The sequence below is a fragment of the Seonamhaeicola sp. MEBiC01930 genome (genome assembly GCF_045277075.1).
GTDB lineage: Bacteria > Bacteroidota > Bacteroidia > Flavobacteriales > Flavobacteriaceae > Seonamhaeicola.
The window spans coordinates 1,401,355-1,418,919 of sequence record NZ_CP104270.1 but is presented as its reverse complement, the minus strand read 5'-3'; the positions used below and the strand labels follow the sequence as shown (position 1 = coordinate 1,418,919).

18 protein-coding genes and 1 tRNA gene are annotated in these 17,565 nt (G+C 29.3%); 8 read left to right on the top strand and 11 right to left on the bottom strand.

Annotated elements, in window-relative coordinates; all coding sequences use genetic code 11:
- Positions 1–12: 12 nt before the first annotated feature.
- Positions 13–375 (top strand): dihydroneopterin aldolase, encoded by a 363-nt coding sequence (folB, locus tag N1F78_RS06125; RefSeq protein WP_406685299.1) that lies wholly within the window; start codon positions 13–15, stop codon positions 373–375.
- Between the two features lie 48 nt (positions 376–423).
- Positions 424–495 (top strand) — tRNA-Cys (locus N1F78_RS06120).
- 17 nt (positions 496–512) lie between these two features.
- Here the strand turns inward: N1F78_RS06120 and N1F78_RS06115 are convergent.
- The 4 genes from N1F78_RS06115 to rnr all read right to left on the bottom strand — a co-directional run bounded on the left by N1F78_RS06115 (position 513) and on the right by rnr (position 4,645).
- Positions 513–1,208, bottom strand: a complete 696-nt coding sequence (locus N1F78_RS06115; protein WP_406685298.1) for a LysE family translocator — start codon at positions 1,206–1,208, stop codon at positions 513–515.
- 118 nt (positions 1,209–1,326) lie between these two features.
- Complete coding sequence (locus N1F78_RS06110; protein ID WP_406685297.1) at positions 1,327–1,998, bottom strand: head GIN domain-containing protein; 672 nt, start codon at positions 1,996–1,998, stop codon at positions 1,327–1,329.
- Between the two features lie 104 nt (positions 1,999–2,102).
- Positions 2,103–2,399, bottom strand: a complete 297-nt coding sequence (locus tag N1F78_RS06105) for a YbjQ family protein (RefSeq protein ID WP_406685296.1) — start codon at positions 2,397–2,399, stop codon at positions 2,103–2,105.
- Between the two features lie 41 nt (positions 2,400–2,440).
- The gene (gene rnr / locus N1F78_RS06100) at positions 2,441–4,645 is read right to left on the bottom strand and encodes a ribonuclease R (protein WP_406685295.1); all 2,205 of its coding nucleotides are present in this window, start codon (positions 4,643–4,645) and stop codon (positions 2,441–2,443) included.
- 625 nt (positions 4,646–5,270) lie between these two features.
- Here rnr and rpiB point away from each other — a divergent pair.
- From rpiB to N1F78_RS06085, 3 genes are read left to right on the top strand one after another with little or no spacing between them, the layout of a single operon-like run.
- Complete coding sequence (gene rpiB, locus N1F78_RS06095) at positions 5,271–5,705, top strand: ribose 5-phosphate isomerase B (protein ID WP_406685294.1); 435 nt, start codon at positions 5,271–5,273, stop codon at positions 5,703–5,705.
- The gene (locus N1F78_RS06090; RefSeq protein WP_406685293.1) at positions 5,706–6,626 is read left to right on the top strand and encodes a cation diffusion facilitator family transporter; all 921 of its coding nucleotides are present in this window, start codon (positions 5,706–5,708) and stop codon (positions 6,624–6,626) included. It begins immediately after the preceding gene.
- A gap of 3 nt (positions 6,627–6,629) precedes the next feature.
- Positions 6,630–7,073 carry a GNAT family N-acetyltransferase gene (locus N1F78_RS06085; RefSeq protein WP_406685292.1) on the top strand — a complete coding sequence of 148 codons (444 nt, stop codon included), beginning with the start codon at positions 6,630–6,632 and terminating at the stop codon, positions 7,071–7,073.
- Position 7,074: 1 nt separating this feature from the next.
- Here N1F78_RS06085 and N1F78_RS06080 read toward each other — a convergent pair whose 3' ends face one another.
- The 4 genes from N1F78_RS06080 to rnpA all read right to left on the bottom strand — a co-directional run bounded on the left by N1F78_RS06080 (position 7,075) and on the right by rnpA (position 11,479).
- Complete coding sequence (locus N1F78_RS06080; RefSeq protein WP_406685291.1) at positions 7,075–8,481, bottom strand: T9SS type B sorting domain-containing protein; 1,407 nt, start codon at positions 8,479–8,481, stop codon at positions 7,075–7,077.
- Positions 8,482–8,484: 3 nt separating this feature from the next.
- Positions 8,485–9,348 (bottom strand): OmpA family protein, encoded by an 864-nt coding sequence (locus N1F78_RS06075; protein WP_406685290.1) that lies wholly within the window; start codon positions 9,346–9,348, stop codon positions 8,485–8,487.
- A gap of 112 nt (positions 9,349–9,460) precedes the next feature.
- Positions 9,461–11,095 (bottom strand): S41 family peptidase, encoded by a 1,635-nt coding sequence (locus tag N1F78_RS06070; protein ID WP_406685289.1) that lies wholly within the window; start codon positions 11,093–11,095, stop codon positions 9,461–9,463.
- Positions 11,096–11,101: 6 nt separating this feature from the next.
- Positions 11,102–11,479 carry a ribonuclease P protein component gene (rnpA, locus tag N1F78_RS06065; RefSeq protein ID WP_406685288.1) on the bottom strand — a complete coding sequence of 126 codons (378 nt, stop codon included), beginning with the start codon at positions 11,477–11,479 and terminating at the stop codon, positions 11,102–11,104.
- 170 nt (positions 11,480–11,649) lie between these two features.
- Between rnpA and N1F78_RS06060 the strand changes: the two genes are divergently transcribed.
- Complete coding sequence (locus N1F78_RS06060) at positions 11,650–13,500, top strand: CBS domain-containing protein (RefSeq protein WP_406685287.1); 1,851 nt, start codon at positions 11,650–11,652, stop codon at positions 13,498–13,500.
- 3 nt (positions 13,501–13,503) lie between these two features.
- Complete coding sequence (locus N1F78_RS06055; RefSeq protein ID WP_406685286.1) at positions 13,504–14,703, top strand: succinylglutamate desuccinylase/aspartoacylase family protein; 1,200 nt, start codon at positions 13,504–13,506, stop codon at positions 14,701–14,703.
- A gap of 155 nt (positions 14,704–14,858) precedes the next feature.
- Here the strand turns inward: N1F78_RS06055 and N1F78_RS06050 are convergent, their stop codons facing one another.
- Positions 14,859–15,725, bottom strand: coding sequence for an alpha/beta hydrolase (locus tag N1F78_RS06050; RefSeq protein ID WP_406685285.1), 867 nt, complete (start codon positions 15,723–15,725; stop codon positions 14,859–14,861).
- Positions 15,726–15,802: 77 nt separating this feature from the next.
- On the bottom strand, positions 15,803–16,315 hold the full coding sequence (locus N1F78_RS06045; RefSeq protein WP_406685284.1) for a VOC family protein: 513 nt from the start codon (positions 16,313–16,315) through the stop codon (positions 15,803–15,805).
- A gap of 157 nt (positions 16,316–16,472) precedes the next feature.
- On the opposite strand from N1F78_RS06045, the gene N1F78_RS06040 reads away from it, so the two are divergent.
- Positions 16,473–16,748, top strand: coding sequence for a winged helix-turn-helix transcriptional regulator (locus N1F78_RS06040; RefSeq protein WP_406685671.1), 276 nt, complete (start codon positions 16,473–16,475; stop codon positions 16,746–16,748).
- A 27-nt stretch (positions 16,749–16,775) separates the two neighbouring features.
- Here N1F78_RS06040 and N1F78_RS06035 read toward each other — a convergent pair whose 3' ends face one another.
- Complete coding sequence (locus tag N1F78_RS06035) at positions 16,776–17,420, bottom strand: hypothetical protein (protein WP_406685283.1); 645 nt, start codon at positions 17,418–17,420, stop codon at positions 16,776–16,778.
- Positions 17,421–17,565: the final 145 nt, after the last annotated feature.

Sequence of the window (17,565 nt, the reverse complement as noted above, 5' to 3'; positions counted from 1 at the left end):
TTATAAACAATAATGGGAATAATAAAAGTTGAAAACATTAAGGTTTATGCTTACCATGGGTGTTTAAAAGAAGAAACCAAAATAGGTAGTGATTATAGGGTTGATTTAGAAGTTAAAGCTAATTTAAAAAACTCTGCAAAATCAGACGAATTAAGTGATACAGTAGATTATGTGTTTTTAAACCGAATTATAAAAGAGGAAATGTGTGTTCCTTCTAAATTATTGGAAACGGTAGCAAAACGTATATTAAATAGAATCTTCACGGAAGAAAAAATGGTGCAAAAAGCAACCGTTTGGGTAAGCAAAATTAATCCGCCTATAGGTGGTGATGTGGAACGTGTAACGATAAAAATGACTGAAAGACGTAAAAAATAAAATTAAGTAAAGAAAAATGGTAATTTTTTTTACATTTGCAGCATTAACGGCGTCGTGGCCGAGTGGCTTAGGCACAGGTCTGCAAAACCTGCTACAGCGGTTCGAATCCGCTCGACGCCTCAAAAAAAAGCTTCCAGTTATTCTGGAAGCTTTTCTTTTATAGGATTTATTTGCTCTAACTTTTCTTTATTCTTTTCATAAGTTTCTGGAAATAACCCTTGAACCAATAAAAGCACCCCAAAGCCTAAAACTAATAAAGCAACAATTTTCTTTGTTTTAAAAATTAACCTAGGGGTAAGTTTATTTTTAATTCTTTTAGCTACCAAAATTTTACCAATATCAACTAAAAGATAGACTGCTAAAATAGTTCCTAAAAAAACAAAAACACCTTTTTCTGAAGTTGATAAAGTGTTGGCTAAAGCAATAAAAACAACCCAACCAAGTAATACTCCAATATTTATAAAGTTTAATAAGAATCCCTTTAAAAAGAGTTTACCATAACCTTTTTTTAGTTCAACTGTGTGATATTCCCTAACAATTTCCCTGAAAGATTTTGAAGTTTTTATAAAAGAAATAATACCATAAACCACTAATAATACGCCTCCAAAAATTAAAAAGTTTGGATCATCCTTTACCCTATCTAATAATTTATTAGTACTAAAAAAAGCAACTACAATAAAAATGATATCGGCCAATATAACACCTAAATCAAAAATCAAAGCGCGTCTAAATCCTTTTGTGGCAGCGGTTTCTAACAGCACAAAAAATACTGGGCCTATAGTAAAGGCAAGTACAATTCCAAAAGGAATAGCTGTTAAAATATCATCAAACATAATTTAATAAAGCTTTACACAAAGTAAAGAAATATTTTACGATTTTTCTGATTGATTTTAAATAGATAAAAAAAGAAAAGCCACTAAAATTAGTGGCTTTTTTAATATACTTTATACTTTACATTCGTTTAATTCTCCCTCCAAAAACCTTATCTTCATTTACTGTTTCAGGATCTCCGTATACAAATACATCTCCACCTGCTCTAATCTTAATATCTACTAAATTTTTAGCATTTACGTGAGCCTCACCTGCTGCTCTAATAGCAACTTCACTTTTATCAGTCTTAAGCTCTGCTCCTTTATAAACACCACCTGTTAATAAAGATACGTCCTGACTTTTTGCTTTACCCGTTACTTTAATAACACTACCTGTTACAGACTTAATATTAGCATAAGTAACATCTACCTTAACATTAATTTTACCTCCTTCTTGCGCCTTTAAATCAATTTCAAATTGTTTTATTTTATCTTCAGAATGCACATTAGCACCTTCATTAACATCTATTACATCAATTTTAGAATAATACAATTTTACCTTTGTTTCATTACCATCAAAAATCTCCTTAAAGTTCATTTTAATTTTTAAGGTTCCATTTTTGTTATTTATTAAAACATTCTCTGCATTTTTCCCTGTAATAACAACTTTATTCTGTTTTGCTTTAACAAGCTCAACATTAATTAAATCGTACACTTTTAATTCACTGAATTCTCCTATTTCTTTTTCAATAGAGTTTTGAGCAAATAGTATTGAGGTTGTAAAAATGGCTATTAATATTGATAAGCGCTTCATGATAATTATTTTTTATTTAAACGTAAAATTATCAAGAATTATTCCGTTTCATAATTATTTTATGCAAAAATTATCATAAAATTTATTTGGGGTGGGTTTTATATTTAACTAACTTTTACAGCAGTTCCTGTAACCGATACCATAGCATAATTAGAAGTAGTTAATTCTATTTCTACCTTTATTCCAACAATGGCATTAGCCTTTAATAAAACCGCATTTTCTTGTAATTTTTGAAATGCTTCTTCTTTAACTTTATCTATACTATCCTGAATTTTTTCATAATATTTAGACATACTAAAACTAGCAGATAATCTTTCTTTATTAATAGCAACACCAGTTACAATACCTAAGTAATCTTCTATTTTATGTCCTTCAATTGAATTTGTAGTTGTTAGTACCATAATATAATTTTAACTTATTAGATGTAATATATAAAGAAAAGTTACTTGAAGTCCTCCTTTTTTCCCACTAAATTAAAATCCAGATGTTTTTTAACTAGGTCAGTATTTTTAACTTTAACTACTACCTCATCACCTAATTGATATACTTTTTTACCATTTCTACCAACCATAGCATATAAGTCTTGATCAAAAGCATAATGATCGTCTTTCATATCTCTAACACTTACCATACCTTCACATTTATTTGAAATTATTTCAACATAAATTCCCCAATCAGTGACACCAGAAATAACACCTAAAAACTCTTGGTCTTTATGGTCTTCCATAAATCGTATTTGCATATACTTTATAGAATCACGTTCTGCTTTAGTTGCTAACATTTCCATATTACTAGAATGTTGACATTTATCTTCGTAAGCATCTTCATTTGCAGATTTACCGCCATCTAAATAATGCTGAAGTAGCCTATGCGCCATTACATCTGGATACCTTCTAATTGGTGAGGTAAAATGACTGTAATAATCAAAAGCTAATCCATAGTGTCCTATATTCTGCGTAGTATACTCCGCTTTACTCATACTGCGAATTGCTAAAGTATCAACTAAATTCTGTTCCTTTTTTCCAACAACTTCTTTTAATAAATTATTTAGTGAAGTAGTTACGCTTTTTCGGTCTTTAAAATTAAGTTTATAACCAAACCTACCTACCACATTTTGTAAGGCTGCTAATTTGCTGTCATCAGGTTCATCATGCACACGATACACAAATGTTTTTTTAGGTGATTGCTTACCTATAAATTCAGAAACTTTTCTGTTTGCAAGTAACATAAATTCTTCTATCAACTTATTAGCATCCTTGCTGGTTTTAAAGAAAACACCGGCTGGATTATTATGTTCATCTAAGTTAAATTTAACCTCTACTTTATCAAATGAAATAGCCCCAGAACTCATACGTTTTTTACGCATAATTTTAGCTAACTCATCCATTTTTAAAATAGCATCTGCTAATTTCTGATCTGTTTTATAAGCTTTTCCTGTTAAAGAAACTTCTGCTGGAATTAGATTGGTTTTAGATTCTATAACTGCTTGTGCTTCTTCGTAAGCATAACGTGCATCACTATAAGTAACCGTTCTACCAAACCATTGGTTTTTAATTTCAGCTTTATCATTCATTTGAAACACTGCTGAAAAGGTATATTTCTCTTCATGAGGTCTTAAAGAACAAGCATTATTGGATAACACTTCTGGAAGCATTGGTACTACTCTATCTACTAAATATACAGAGGTAGCACGTTCAAAGGCTTCATCATCTAAAACTGTACCTTCTTTTAGGTAGTGAGATACATCTGCAATATGAATTCCTATTTCATATAATCCATTATCTAACACTTCAAAAGATAAAGCATCATCAAAATCTTTAGCATCTTTAGGGTCTATGGTAAAGGTTAGATCTTTACGCATATCACGTCGTTTTGCTATTTCTTCTTTTGTAATAGATGTATCTATTTTATTTGCAAAATCTTCTACTTCATAAGGAAACTCATGGGGTAATCCATACTCTGCAAGAATAGCATGTATTTCAGTATTATGTTCACCAGGTTTACCTAATATTTTAATAACTTTACCATAAGGAGAATCTGCTTTTTCTGGCCAATCTTCAAGTTTTACTAATACTTTATCACCATCTTCTGCTTTTAGTGTTTTATTAATTGGTACAAAGATATCTTTGTACATTTTATTACTATCTGGTACTACAAAAGCATAATTTGAATTCTTATTAATTTGAATAACACCAACATATTCACTTTTTTCACGTTTTAAAATATTGGTAATTTCACCCTCAATTTTACCTCGCTTTCTACGTTTATAAACATAAAATTCTACCTCATCACCGTTTAGCGCTTTATTTATATTATTAGAGGCAATAAAAACATCCTCATCAAAATCATCACATATAATATAACCCGATCCCTTTGCTGATAAGTCTAAAATACCAGTATAATATTCTGCTGAAACAACAGCTTTAAATTGACCCCTATCTACTTGTTCTATTTCTTGTTTAGCAGCAAGTTTAGCTAAGGTTTTTATTATTTGATTTCGGCTACTGGCATCATTTACACCAAGTATAGCAGCAATTTGTTTATAGTTAAAAGATTTGTTTCTTTCTTTTTTTAAAATACTTAAGATTGTATTTGTAAGGTTGGAAATTCCTTTTTTTCTGGATTTTCCTTTTCTTTTTTTACTCATTTAATTTTGTAATCATTTCTATTTCCGAAGTTACTGGAAATTCTGTTATTAAATAGCATTGTTTTTAGGAGAAGGTTCGCTATTTATTTTATACAAAGCTAAGCTTTATTATTTAAACTATGTTTTATTAAGGTTAAATATGAAAAAACAAGGTTATGAACATTATATATTATATAATCTTTTTTCTTTTAAAATTTAAAAAATAAAATAATGGTTATTATAGTGTGTTAATAGCGGTATAACTTTTTTAAGCTTTATTTTGATATATGTTTTATATCTTTTTATTGATAGGTAATTAACAATTATTAAAATCTTAACTCATTAAAATTTAAGGCTTTTTATTTTACTATTAACAATTGTTCACAACGTATATAAACATACTTTTTTTAATAAGTATTTAAATTAACAAACCTTATAAATATACTTTTTAGTGCTAATAACTTAACTAAAAATTTACATTAACTAATTTGGATGTTATCTAAATGTTATGGATTGAAAAAATAATTGAATAATCAATATTTTTCTTTTAAAAACTAATGAACAGTTATTAACAAGTAATTAATAGCACAGTTCACAATGTTTATAATTAGTACCTTTGTAAATGTATAAAAACATGAATTGAATTATGACAATTTCTATAGGAAACGATCACGCTGGAACAGATTATAAATTTGCTATTAAAGAATATTTAGAAGCTAAAGGTTTTACAGTTAATAATTACGGAACTGATGCTAATGATAGTGTAGATTATCCTGATTTTGTTCATCCTGTAGCACAAGATGTTGAAAACCAAAAAGTAGATTTTGGAATTTTAATTTGTGGTAGTGCTAATGGTGTAGCTATGACAGCAAATAAGTATCAAAACGTACGTGCAGGTTTATGTTGGACTAAAGAAATTGTAGAACTTATTAGACAACATAATAATGCAAATATATTATGTGTTCCTGCAAGATATACTGCTATTCCTCAGGCATTACAAATGGTTGAAACCTTTTTAAATACTAAGTTTGAAGGCGGAAGACATCAAAATAGAATAGATAAAATACCCTTATCTTGTTAAATGGGTCATCACCATGGTCATAATCACTCCCATCATCATCATAACGACTTAAAAGGACGTAATCTTTTTATATCCATTTTATTAAATATTCTTATTACAGTCTCTCAGGTTGTAGGAGGAATAGTTTCTGGAAGTTTAGCATTATTAAGTGACGCTTTACATAATTTTAGTGATGTTCTTTCTTTGGTTGTAAGTTATATTGCTAACAAATTAGCTAAAAAGGAAGCTTCTGCTCACCGTACTTTTGGATATAAACGCGCCGAAATTTTAGCTGCATTTATTAACGCGTCAACCTTAATAATAGTTGCTATTTTATTAATTATTGAGGCTATTAAAAGGTTTCAAAATCCTGAAGAAATTGAATCTAATCTAGTTATTTGGTTATCTCTTTTAGGTATTATTGCTAATGGTTTAAGTGTACTTTTATTAAAAAGAGACTCTAAAGCAAACATGAATATGCGTAGTGCATATTTACATTTATTAACTGATATGATGGCAAGTGTAGCTGTATTAATAGGTGGTTTGTTAATGAAATTTTACCAAATTTATTGGGTAGATAGTGTTTTAACATTAGCAATAGCTATTTATTTAATTTGGATGGGTTTTGATTTATTAAAAGACTCAACAAAAGTATTGATGTTGTTTACACCAGACACTATTCCTATTAAACAGATTGTTGAAGAAATTAATGCTTTTGAAAGTATAAAAAATGTGCATCATGTACACGTATGGCAATTAAATGAAGAAGAAATACATTTAGAAGCTCATATTGATTTTAATAAAGATATTACCTTATCTCAATTTGATATTATATTACGAGAAATAGAAGAATTTGTTCTTCAAAAATACCACATTAATCATGTTAATATTCAACCAGAATTTAGAAAAGATGATGCTAAAGATATAATTGTTCAAGACTAATCAATGCTAGAAATAAAAACCAAAACATTTAAAGAACTAACTAAGCTAGACTTATATGATTTACTTCAATTACGAAGTGAAGTTTTTGTTGTTGAGCAGGATTGTGTTTATCAAGATATTGACGGCAAAGATCAAAAAGCAATTCATATTTTGGGTTATAATGATGAGGTTTTAGTTGCTTATACACGTATTTTTAAACCAGGTGATTATTTTGATGAAGCAAGTATTGGTAGGGTAGTAGTTGCAAAAAATAAAAGACATTTTAAATACGGAAATACTATTATGGAAGCTTCAATAAAAGCAGTTAAAACTTATTTTAATGAAAACAAAATTAAAATTTCTGCACAGTCTTATTTAATAAAATTTTATACTAGTATTGGATTTAATTCAGTAGGAGAGGAGTACCTTGAAGATAATATTCCGCATATAGCCATGATTAGAAACTAAGCTATCTTTTTAAAGCAAAATATCCTCTTATAATTTCTCTAGAATTTAATACTATTTCATACCAATAACTATCATTTTCTAATAATTTACCATTAAAAGTACCATCCCAACTAAAAGCACTACCAGGTAAAAACTTTATTAATTGACCATATCTGTTATAAATAGAAATATTGTTAACTAAATTCATTCGGTCATATATTTGCCAAACATCATTAGAACCATCATTATTTGGTGTAAAGTATTTAGGAATGAAGTAGTCTTCATTATTTATAATTACATTAAAACTACTTTCATTACTATTACAATTTATTTCATTATAAATATAAATAGTTTGAGAGCTGGTAATTACATCTCCAGAGTTTAATAATATTCCTAACCCACCTGATTCAGTATAATAATTACCATTAGTTATAGCTGGCAAGGTATAACTAATACCTATAAAATCATTAATTGAATCAACAGGAACAACGGTGTTACAATCGCTGGTAGAATTTACATAGTTTACAAATGAAATTGGCTCCCAAAAAGAATGGTCTGCATTAAAATTATCTACCACTACGCAGTTTAAATCTGGGTTATCATTAAAATTCATTAAGGTTATATTACTATTGTTACCGTTTTTTAAATTTAAGCTACATAACTCATTATCATAACATTCTAAGCTTATTAAATTTGAATTTAATGAAAGGTCTAATTGTGTTAATTGGTTGGTATAGCATGTTAAATCTACTAGATTATTATTACTGAATAGATTTAATTCTGTTAGAAGGTTTTCTTCGCATGAAAGCAGGTTCAAATCAGAGTTAGCGCTTATATCTAAATTAATTAATAAGTTATTACCACATTGTAACCTGTTTAAACTAGTGTTATTAGAAACATCTAATGTCGTTATTTCATTCTCTTCACAAACCAGTACATTCAGCTTTGTATTATTTGAAATATTAAGGTTTGTTAGTTGGTTTCTTTCACAACGTAGTGAAATTAAATTAAGGTTTGAGTTAACATTTAAACTAGTTAACTGGTTGTTGAAACACCACAATATTTGTAACGCGGTATTATTGATAATATTTAAATTACTTAGGTTATTACCATCAACAAAGAGTTGCGTTAAATTTAAATTATTAGAAACATCAATACTAGTAAGTAAATTATTAGAACACTCAAGAATAGATAAATTAGCAAAACCTTCAATACCGGTTAAGTCTAATATGTTTCTACCTACAATATTTAAATCTGTAATACCTACAATATTAGCTGTAGGAACTAAATTGTTTAATGGGCCAACATCTAAACCTAAATCAATAAGTGCTTGCTCAAAATTATCATCAGGAATTGAAGTGTTTTGAGAGAAACAATATGTGCTCAATAATAATGCACAAATAAATAAATAGGTAGCTTTTTTAAACATGACTTATTGGTTGTCATCACCAACATAGGTAATTAAAATTTCTACTCTCCTATCAAATTTAGGATCGCCACCAAGCGGAAATTTTCTACGCATACCCATGTAGCGCATACGTCTTTTATTCACCCCTTTTTTAATAAAATAATCGTAAACATATTTGGCTCTAGCTTCAGAAAGATTTCTTTTTTTAGTTTTTCTATCTACGGCGTCTCTAGTATATTTTGTACAACAAACATGACCTTGAATGGTGAAGTAAATATTATCACGTTCAACCAATGCTTGAGCAATAGATTCTAAGGTTTTTCTTGATTCTGTGTTTACTCTGGCATATCCCGTTTTAAACAAGATATTTTCAAAAATAATTTTATCACCAACTTTAACATCTCCTCTTATTTGTTCTGAAGTATCTTTTTTTTCCTCAGCTATTACGTCTTCTTTCTTTTCTTCTTCCTTGGGTTTAGGTTGTTTTGGTTTTACCATTATTTCAACCTTTCTGTTTAAACCTCTTATTTTTAAAAGGTTTTCTTCATCAACTATTTTAAGTAGAATTTCACCCTTTCCATCTACATTGGTTATTAAATCTTCATTTATTTCATTTTCAGAAAAAATAGTTTTTATAGCGTTAGCTCTTTGTTGTGAAAGTATAAGATTATATGAATCTGCACCACGATCATCGCAAAAACCATAAATAGAAATAGATTGAATATCTACATCTGTTAAGGTTGAAATAAATAAAAGTAAGCGGTTTTCTTCTGTTGAAGGTACCTCGTATTTATCGGTATCAAAATAAACCTCATGGGTAAATTTTTGAGAATAAGTTACCTCACAATTAAGTATAAATAATATTATAAAAACAAGGAATTTATTCATAGTAGGATGATATAGTATGGGATATAAATATACTATTTTTAACGAATTTGCAATTATACAGCCTAATTTTTAAGATTAATTGCAAATACTAAAGGTTGAAAAACAGATAGTTCTAGTTTAAATACCCAAAATATGCGGTTGAACTATTTAAAATTTCTGTGGCCTTTTTAATTTTTTGATCATTAATTTTATAGTACTCATATAAACCTTCCCTATAGGTATATCTTTTAACAATTTCTTCGGTTAACAACTCTAAAAGGAAATTTTTGTTTTCTGAAATAACATCCTCCTTAGAACGATTTAAATTTGAAATTAAGGTGTTAAAATCTTTTTCAATATTATCATTTAATTCTTCATCTGTTGCTGTTTCGAACGCTTTAAAAAGAGCGGCTTCTGTTTTTGTTTTAAAAGAAAAATTATTTGTTTTTAAATAGGTTTTAAAATTTGAAAAATCAGAATCGTTTAATTTAAAACTATTAACATCATTAAGGGTATTGTTATAATAATAATGCGTTGAAAAGTTAAATATCAAATCATCATTAACTATTGCGTTGGTAACTGTCGAGTTTTTTGACGCTTCAAAAGTAACATCTGGGTAAACACCACCACCATCAAATACTTTACGGCCGTTTTTAGTTTTAAATTCATTGTAGTTTTCTTGCTTTACCCTAACAGCTTCTCCTTTTTCGTCTCTATTCCAGTAATCTAAAGATTGAATACATCTTCCAGAAGGGGTATAATATCTAGAAATGGTAATTTTAACTTGCGTGCCATATGTTAATAGTTTTGGACGCTGTACTAATCCTTTACCGAAGCTTCTAGAACCTACAACAACCGCTCTGTCAAGATCTTGTAGTGAACCCGATACAATTTCACTTGCTGAAGCACTATTACCATCTATTAAAACTACTAAGGGTATTTCTGTATCAATTGGCTCGCTTTGTGTAAAATATGTTTTGTTATACTTTTTTACTTTAGATTTTGTGGTAACTACTAGTTGCCCTTTAGGTATAAACAAGTTAACAATTTTAATTGCTTCATTTAATAAACCTCCTGGGTTACCGCGCAAATCTAGAATAATATTTTTTGCGCCTTGAGCTTTTAAATCTCTTAGCGCATAGTCAGTTTCTTTATGAGCTTTACGGTTAAATTTACTCAATACTATATAACCGGTATTATCATTTATCATTGAAAAATGAGGTACCGCTTTAATCTCCACTTCAGCCCTTTCAATAGTTGTGGTGGTGGTTTTACCTTGGCGTTTGTAAGTTACTTCTACCTTTGACCCTGAAGTACCTTTTAGTAAATCGCCACTATTTTCTTTATAAGATTCAATTAAAGTATTACCAATTTTAATGATTTCATCACCTGCTTTTAAACCAGCCTTATCGGCTGGATAATCTTTATAAGGTTCTACAATTACAAGTTTGTCTTTATAGGTTTTTACTTTAGCCCCAATACCTGTATAGTCTCCAGTATTATTAATTCTAGCCGCTTCAACATCCTGTTCGTTCATAAAATTTGTATACGGATCAAGGTCTGCTAACATACTTTTTATTGCCGTATCCATTAAATCTCCAGGGTTGGTTTCATCAACATAATTCATGTTGAGTTCTTTAAAAAGTGTAGTAAAGATTTCTATTTGCTTTGCAATTTCAAAAAAATCATTTTTAAAAGCAGTTGTACTAAGAAATATTGCAGTGGCTAAGGTTAAAAGCACAAACTTGTTTTTGACTATCTTTTTCATAATAATTTATTTTTCGGCTTCGGCATTTAAGAATTTTTTAAAAGCCTTATTCATTTGGGTTTCAATTTGTGTAAAAGAGGGTTTGTCTTTGCCAATGTACAAAACCATAAACGCATATTGTGTTGTAATGTTGTTAAAATAATTTGCTTTATTTAATCTATAAGCTTCTCTTAATAAGCGTTTTATTCTATTTCTATCTACAGCTTTTTTAAAATATCTTTTGCCTACAGAAACCCCTGTTTTGGCAACAACTTCTTCATCAAATGATGTTTCTAAATAGATTATGCGCAAAGGGTAGGCTGATACCGATTGTCCCTCTGTAAACAATTGGTCTATGAGCTTTTTGCTTTTAAGTTTTTCTTTTTTACCGTAAGTGAAATTCAATTTAGGAATGATTTTGAATAATCAAAGGTAGTAAAATTAACAACCAATATTTTTCTTAAAACCTTCCATTTTTAGGTATAACCCAACCAGGTCTATATGATAAAAATCATAGTTTAAAAACTGCATCAAAGCTAACTTAGCTTAGTTAAATCAAACTAAAATAAAGGGTTATGGGTGATTTAAAGGTTATAAAATTAAACACAAAGGAAGATAGAGCTAATTACATTCATCATTTATTAAATGATATTAAGGCGCTTGATTTGATAATTGAAAAAGGTCTTATAGAAGAGGAACCTTTAAGGGTTGGTGCAGAACAAGAATTTTGTATAGTGAATGAACAGTTTTTACCAGAAAATAAATCATTAGAGATTTTAGAAGCTATTAATGATGATCATTTTACAACAGAAATAAGCAATTATAACTTAGAAATTAATTTAGATGCACAAAACTTACAAGGTGATTGTTTTTCTAAAATGCATAAGCAATTAAACACCTTATTAGAAAAAGCTAAAGTAGTAGCTTCTAAAAAAGGGGCAAAAATTATTCTTACAGGAATTCTACCTTCACTTACGGTTAAAAATTCTGATGAGCAAAACATGACAGAGGTAGAGCGATATTCTGTTTTAAATGAAGCTATAAAAGGTTACAGAAGGCAAAATTTTGATATACATATTAAGGGTGTTGATGAGCTTAATCTATTGCATGACTCTGTAATGTTAGAAGGTTGTAATACCAGTTTTCAGATGCATTTGCAGTTGGGAGCTAAAGATTTTGTAGACAATTACAATTGGGCTCAAGCCATTTCAGGACCAATTTTAAGTGCTTGTACCAATTCTCCATTATTATTTGGTAAAGAGCTTTGGAGTGAAACTAGAATTGCACTTTTTACTCAAAGTGTAGATACTAGAACAAATTCTTTTTTATTAAACGAAAAACAATCTAGAGTTAGCTTTGGAAGTAAGTGGTTAACAGGACCTTTAACAGATATCTTTAAAGACAATATTTCAAGATATAGAAGCTTTTTAACTTCTGGATTCATAAAGGACAGTGTTGAAATGCTTAACAATAGCGAAATACCAAAATTAAAAGCTTTAGGGCTTCATAATGGTACGGTTTACCCATGGAATAGGATTTGTTATGGGGTTATAGATGGTAAGCCTAATTTACGCATAGAGAATAGGTATTTACCATCCGGACCAACTACAAAAGACGAAATAGCAAACTTTATGTTTTGGGTAGGAGTTATGCTTGGAAAACCTAAACAGTATAATAATATTCATGAACAGTGGGATTTTAAAGATGTAAAAAACAATTTCTTTAATGCAGCGCGTTACGGTATGACAACGCAACTTTATTGGAATGGTAAATATGTATCTAGTTTCAATTTAATAGTAAATGAGTTATTACCAATGGCATATAAAGGCTTATATAAGTTTGGGGTGTCACCTAAAGATGTAGAGTACTATTTAAGAATTATAAAAAACAGGGTACATAATCATAGTGGTTCTGAGTGGATAACAAGAAACTATAGAAACTTACTTAAAACCCATAAACGCTATGAGGCTATGCAAGTATTAACAGCTAATATTTATAAAAAACAAGAAAAAGGTTATCCGGTTTCTACTTGGGGCATGGTACACCATAGCACTAAATCTATGTTTAAAGACCAAAGGGTGGTTAAACATATTATGAGTTCAGATATTTTTTCTGTTGATAAAAGAGATAGTGTAGAATTGGTATTAAATATTATGATGTGGAAAAACATTCATCATGTGCCAGTAATAAATGGAGATAGAGAGTTGATAGGGTTAATTAGTTGGACCGATGTAAAAGGCTATTTAAATAACACAAAAAAGCTTAACCAATGTATAGAAAGTGTCATGAAAACAAATATAGTTATTGTAGATGAATATACCCCAGTTGATGAGGCAAAGGCCTTAATGGAAAAGAAAGGCATAAGTAGTTTGCCGGTTGTAAACCAAAATAAATTAATTGGGCTGGTTACGTTAAACGATTTTTAATATATGGTGAATGTTTATAGTAAAGCACTTAATAAAACCATAAAAATTGAAAGATTTATAGGTAAGGTTTTGGGTAAAAACTCAGGGCCTACATTTGTTGTTTTTGCTGGAATTCATGGTAATGAAACTGCTGGTGTTTTTGCTTTAAAGAATGTTATAAAAACGCTTAATACAGAAAAAATAAACGGTCGCGTTTATGCTATTGCTGGCAATTTAAATGCACTTATTAAGCAACAACGTTATATAGATCAAGATTTAAATAGGTTATGGACCATTGATAATATTGTATCTATTCAGGAAAAAACTAATCTGAATACTGATGAAAAGGAACTGTTGGTTTTATTAGATATTTTAAGAGTTATTTTAAGAGAAAATAAACCCCCTTTTTATTTTATAGACCTACATACAACTTCTAGTAAAACACTCCCCTTTATTACTATTAATGATGCGCTAATAAACCGTAAATTCTCTAAGCATTTTCCTGTACCTATTGTTTTAGGTATAGAAGAGTATTTAACAGGACCGCTATTGAGTTATGTAAACCAATTGGGTTATGTTTCATTAGGTTTTGAATCTGGACAGCATGATGAAGCAGATGCTGTAACTAATAGTATTGCATTTTTAAAAATAGCTTTAGTAGTTGCAGGGGTATTAAATAAAACAGATGTAAAAGATTATGATGATAGTTATAACTTATTAAAAATCCAATCTAAAAATACTAGAAGCTTTTTAGAGGTAGTGCATTTGCACAAAATACAAGAAAGCGAAAACTTTAAAATGCTTAATGGATTTAAAAGTTTTCAAGTCATAAAAAAGGGTGTGCCGCTTGCGGTTAGTAATGGTATAAATGTATTTTCAAAAAGAAATGGGGTGATATTTATGCCCCTGTACCAAAAGCAAGGTTCTGAAGGTTTTTTTATTATTAAAACTATAAGACCATTTTTCTTAAAGTTATCTGCTTTTTTAAGGCGTATTAAATTTGATGGTTTACTAGTATTACTTCCTGGAATTTCTTGGTTAAATAGGGCAGAGGGTAGTTTACAGGTAAATTTACGCGTTACTAAATTTTATGCTAAAGCCATATTTCACTTATTAGGCTATAGAAGCAGATATACTAATAAAACACATTTAAGATTAAACAACAGAGAACGGGTTGCTAAAACTTTTATGTATAAAAAAGAGAAGTGGTATAGGGTTTTTTAGATTCGTTTAACGGTTTGTATAACAATCGTTTCAATGTTTTATATCAAGTCGTTAAACGAAGTTAGATATTTCTCGCACAAAGGCCATAGCTTAAAGTTAAAGAAACCGCTTAATAATTATTAGATTGACCATTCGTTTTTATTTCAAATAGAGCTTTAGTTTCTTGTCAAATTAGCCTTAATAAACTCAATTGCATCATTCATGCTTTTATTAACGCAGTCTCCATCATGCCTGCCGTCTTTAATTCTAAATTCATGATTTACACTCAATTTATGAAAAAGGACATGTAATTTGGCATTTGGAAGGGAATGATAGTCATCATCGCAAACCTGTATAAACCATTTTTTCTTTTTTAAAAGATCAGAGCTTGTCTGTTGAGCAATATAAAGAGGATTGTTTTTAACAAAAAAGTTGTTTGCTCTTTCAAATGGTTTAAGATTTTTACCATACAGTTCATGATGGTATATTAAGTAATCTTCTTCACTATCATTACAAATTTGTTCTTTTGTAGAAATTCCTGCCATAAAACTAACGCAAATTCCAAATTCATTAGGGTAAAGCAAGGTAAACCTTAATGCCCCAAAACCTCCCATTGAAATACCTGTTATTATTGATTGGTTTACATCATTACTTATCAAATATGTTCTTTTTGCAAAGGGTATAAATTCCTTAATGAACATAGAGGAAAAATTAAATTTCCCAGCATAGTCATCTATATACCATGATGTTTTTCCATTAGGTGCGATAATGATGGTTTCTGGAAAACTTTTTCTACATATCAATGAATCAATGGTCTGCATAAAATCAATTGATTCATTATGATTACCTCCAAAACCATGCAAAAAGTAGATTACCGGATAGTCATTTGCAAAATCATAATTAGGAGGTAAGTAAATGTTATAATAAATATCTTGCTCTAATAAAGAACTGGTATAAATTTGATTTTTTAATATTTCACCATTTTGTCCAAAAACCGTATTTATATTGAGTACAGTAAATAAGAGGAGTCCTAATTTTTTCATAATTAACTATAAAGTTATGGGATATTGAACTATTTGAAATCTAAATTTTTGGTTTGGTGATTTAGTATAACTGGTATTTATTTTGAATAAGCGCCAGAAGAATATGTAAGTTCATAACTATGCGTATATATTTCAAATACAATTCCGAATGGATCTTCAACATAGCACATTCTAAAAGGCTTATCATTAGGATAGTATTCTCTGATGGGCATTCTTTGTTTTCCTCCATAGGCCAAAACTTTATCAATTAGCTCCTCAATATTGGGGTCTTGTACACAAAAATGAAACAAACCAGTATTGAAAGGATTAAACTCAGGGGCTTCTTTAATGCCATTAGGAAATGAAAATAATTCTATTCCAATTCCGTCAGAGGTTGCTAAATGAGCAATTTCAAATTCCGTCCAATTATTTCCAAAAACATCAATGCACATTTGGCCTATAGCGGTTTCCTTTTCTTTTTTAACTTTTGAAGGTTCCATAATTATGTACCAACCCATAACCTCTGAATAGAATTTTGTGGCTTCTTTTATATTTGGAACTGTAATTCCGATATGCGAAAATGATTTGGGATAATTTTTATTAGTTGTCATCGGTTTTGTTTTAAAGGTCAAAATTAATTTATATTTGTCTAATCGGCAATAACTTACCTAAAAGTTGTATAGTTACTTAAACGAGTAAAATATTGACAATCAATAATATAAAATTTGTATTTTGAAAAAACAAAATAGCTGTCCGTTGAATTACACAATGAATTTAATTGGAACAAAATGGAAACCATTAATTCTATTTCATTTATTAGAAGGTGGTTTACGCTCAGGAATATTACAAAAGAAAATTCCAGGAATTTCAAATAAAATGTTTACCCAAACCGTAAGAGATTTAGAAAAAGATGGACTTATTTATAGAAAAGTTTACCCCGTTGTTCCTCCTAAAGTAGAATACAGTTTAACCACTAGAGGGAAAACACTTGAGAATATTTTAAGGAGTTTAGATAAATGGGGTATGGAAGATTGTAAGCATTAATTAAATGCGTCTGATTTCAAAATTAGCTCAATAATGCTTGTTTTTTATTAATAATGGGTAAACTTCTCCAGAGTCATGTTCATCAATCAAAAACATGAATTTGTCTTTGTAGTTTAGTGATTCAAATTCTTTTCTTGAATCAAGTTCTAATAAGACATCGTGTATAGCCAACATTCCTTTGTATTTGTGCAGTTCTACTATTTCTTGATAACCTAAGAGGTCTTCAATGTCATTGAATTCATCTACTTCTATTATTTCTCCAATTTTTATCTCGTCAAAATTCAGATTGTTGTTTGTATACTTTTCGGGTAAATTGGAATAATCTAAAGCTTCAAGGCTATCGAAAAAATTTAATTTTATTCCAGGGCAAGCATAAAATTCCGTTGCAAAATCATAATCAAACCCCATATTAAACTTGTCCGTTTTTGCTTGATAATCTTTCCATTCTCCGATTCCGTATGCGCTTGCTTCCACATTTTTCTGAAAGAAATAGTCGTATTCGAAAAGAATTGCAAATAACTCCTCTTCTTTTTTAATTCCTTTGTCAGTATTAGTCCACCATTCCTTTAAATTTTCAAGAATTTCTTTCTCTACATTCTGTTTGTATCTATTAAAGTCAAATCTATTCAGGTTTTTAAGAATATCTTCTAGATAACTATCGCGGTTAGGCATGGAACTAAGAGTTGATAAACAAGATTCTTTTCTTTTTATCAGATTCGTCCTTATTAATTCATTGGTCATATTTTGGGGCTAATTAATGCTAACAACTTGATATAAAATCGTTTCAATGTTTTATATCTCCTGTTAAACGAAGTTA

Coding starts and splice junctions, on each gene's coding strand:
- N1F78_RS06075 (WP_406685290.1), bottom strand. CDS start 9,348: ATGAATAAATTCCTTGTTTTTATAATATTATTTATACTTAATTGTGAG.
- N1F78_RS06080 (WP_406685291.1), bottom strand. CDS start 8,481: ATGTTTAAAAAAGCTACCTATTTATTTATTTGTGCATTATTATTGAGC.
- rpiB (WP_406685294.1), top strand. CDS start 5,271: ATGACAATTTCTATAGGAAACGATCACGCTGGAACAGATTATAAATTT.
- N1F78_RS06110 (WP_406685297.1), bottom strand. CDS start 1,998: ATGAAGCGCTTATCAATATTAATAGCCATTTTTACAACCTCAATACTA.
- N1F78_RS06060 (WP_406685287.1), top strand. CDS start 11,650: ATGGGTGATTTAAAGGTTATAAAATTAAACACAAAGGAAGATAGAGCT.
- N1F78_RS06105 (WP_406685296.1), bottom strand. CDS start 2,399: ATGGTACTAACAACTACAAATTCAATTGAAGGACATAAAATAGAAGAT.
- rnr (WP_406685295.1), bottom strand. CDS start 4,645: ATGAGTAAAAAAAGAAAAGGAAAATCCAGAAAAAAAGGAATTTCCAAC.
- N1F78_RS06090 (WP_406685293.1), top strand. CDS start 5,706: ATGGGTCATCACCATGGTCATAATCACTCCCATCATCATCATAACGAC.
- N1F78_RS06050 (WP_406685285.1), bottom strand. CDS start 15,725: ATGAAAAAATTAGGACTCCTCTTATTTACTGTACTCAATATAAATACG.
- N1F78_RS06070 (WP_406685289.1), bottom strand. CDS start 11,095: ATGAAAAAGATAGTCAAAAACAAGTTTGTGCTTTTAACCTTAGCCACT.
- N1F78_RS06055 (WP_406685286.1), top strand. CDS start 13,504: ATGGTGAATGTTTATAGTAAAGCACTTAATAAAACCATAAAAATTGAA.
- N1F78_RS06085 (WP_406685292.1), top strand. CDS start 6,630: ATGCTAGAAATAAAAACCAAAACATTTAAAGAACTAACTAAGCTAGAC.
- N1F78_RS06045 (WP_406685284.1), bottom strand. CDS start 16,315: ATGACAACTAATAAAAATTATCCCAAATCATTTTCGCATATCGGAATT.
- N1F78_RS06115 (WP_406685298.1), bottom strand. CDS start 1,208: ATGTTTGATGATATTTTAACAGCTATTCCTTTTGGAATTGTACTTGCC.
- N1F78_RS06035 (WP_406685283.1), bottom strand. CDS start 17,420: ATGCCTAACCGCGATAGTTATCTAGAAGATATTCTTAAAAACCTGAAT.
- folB (WP_406685299.1), top strand. CDS start 13: ATGGGAATAATAAAAGTTGAAAACATTAAGGTTTATGCTTACCATGGG.
- N1F78_RS06040 (WP_406685671.1), top strand. CDS start 16,473: ATGAATTTAATTGGAACAAAATGGAAACCATTAATTCTATTTCATTTA.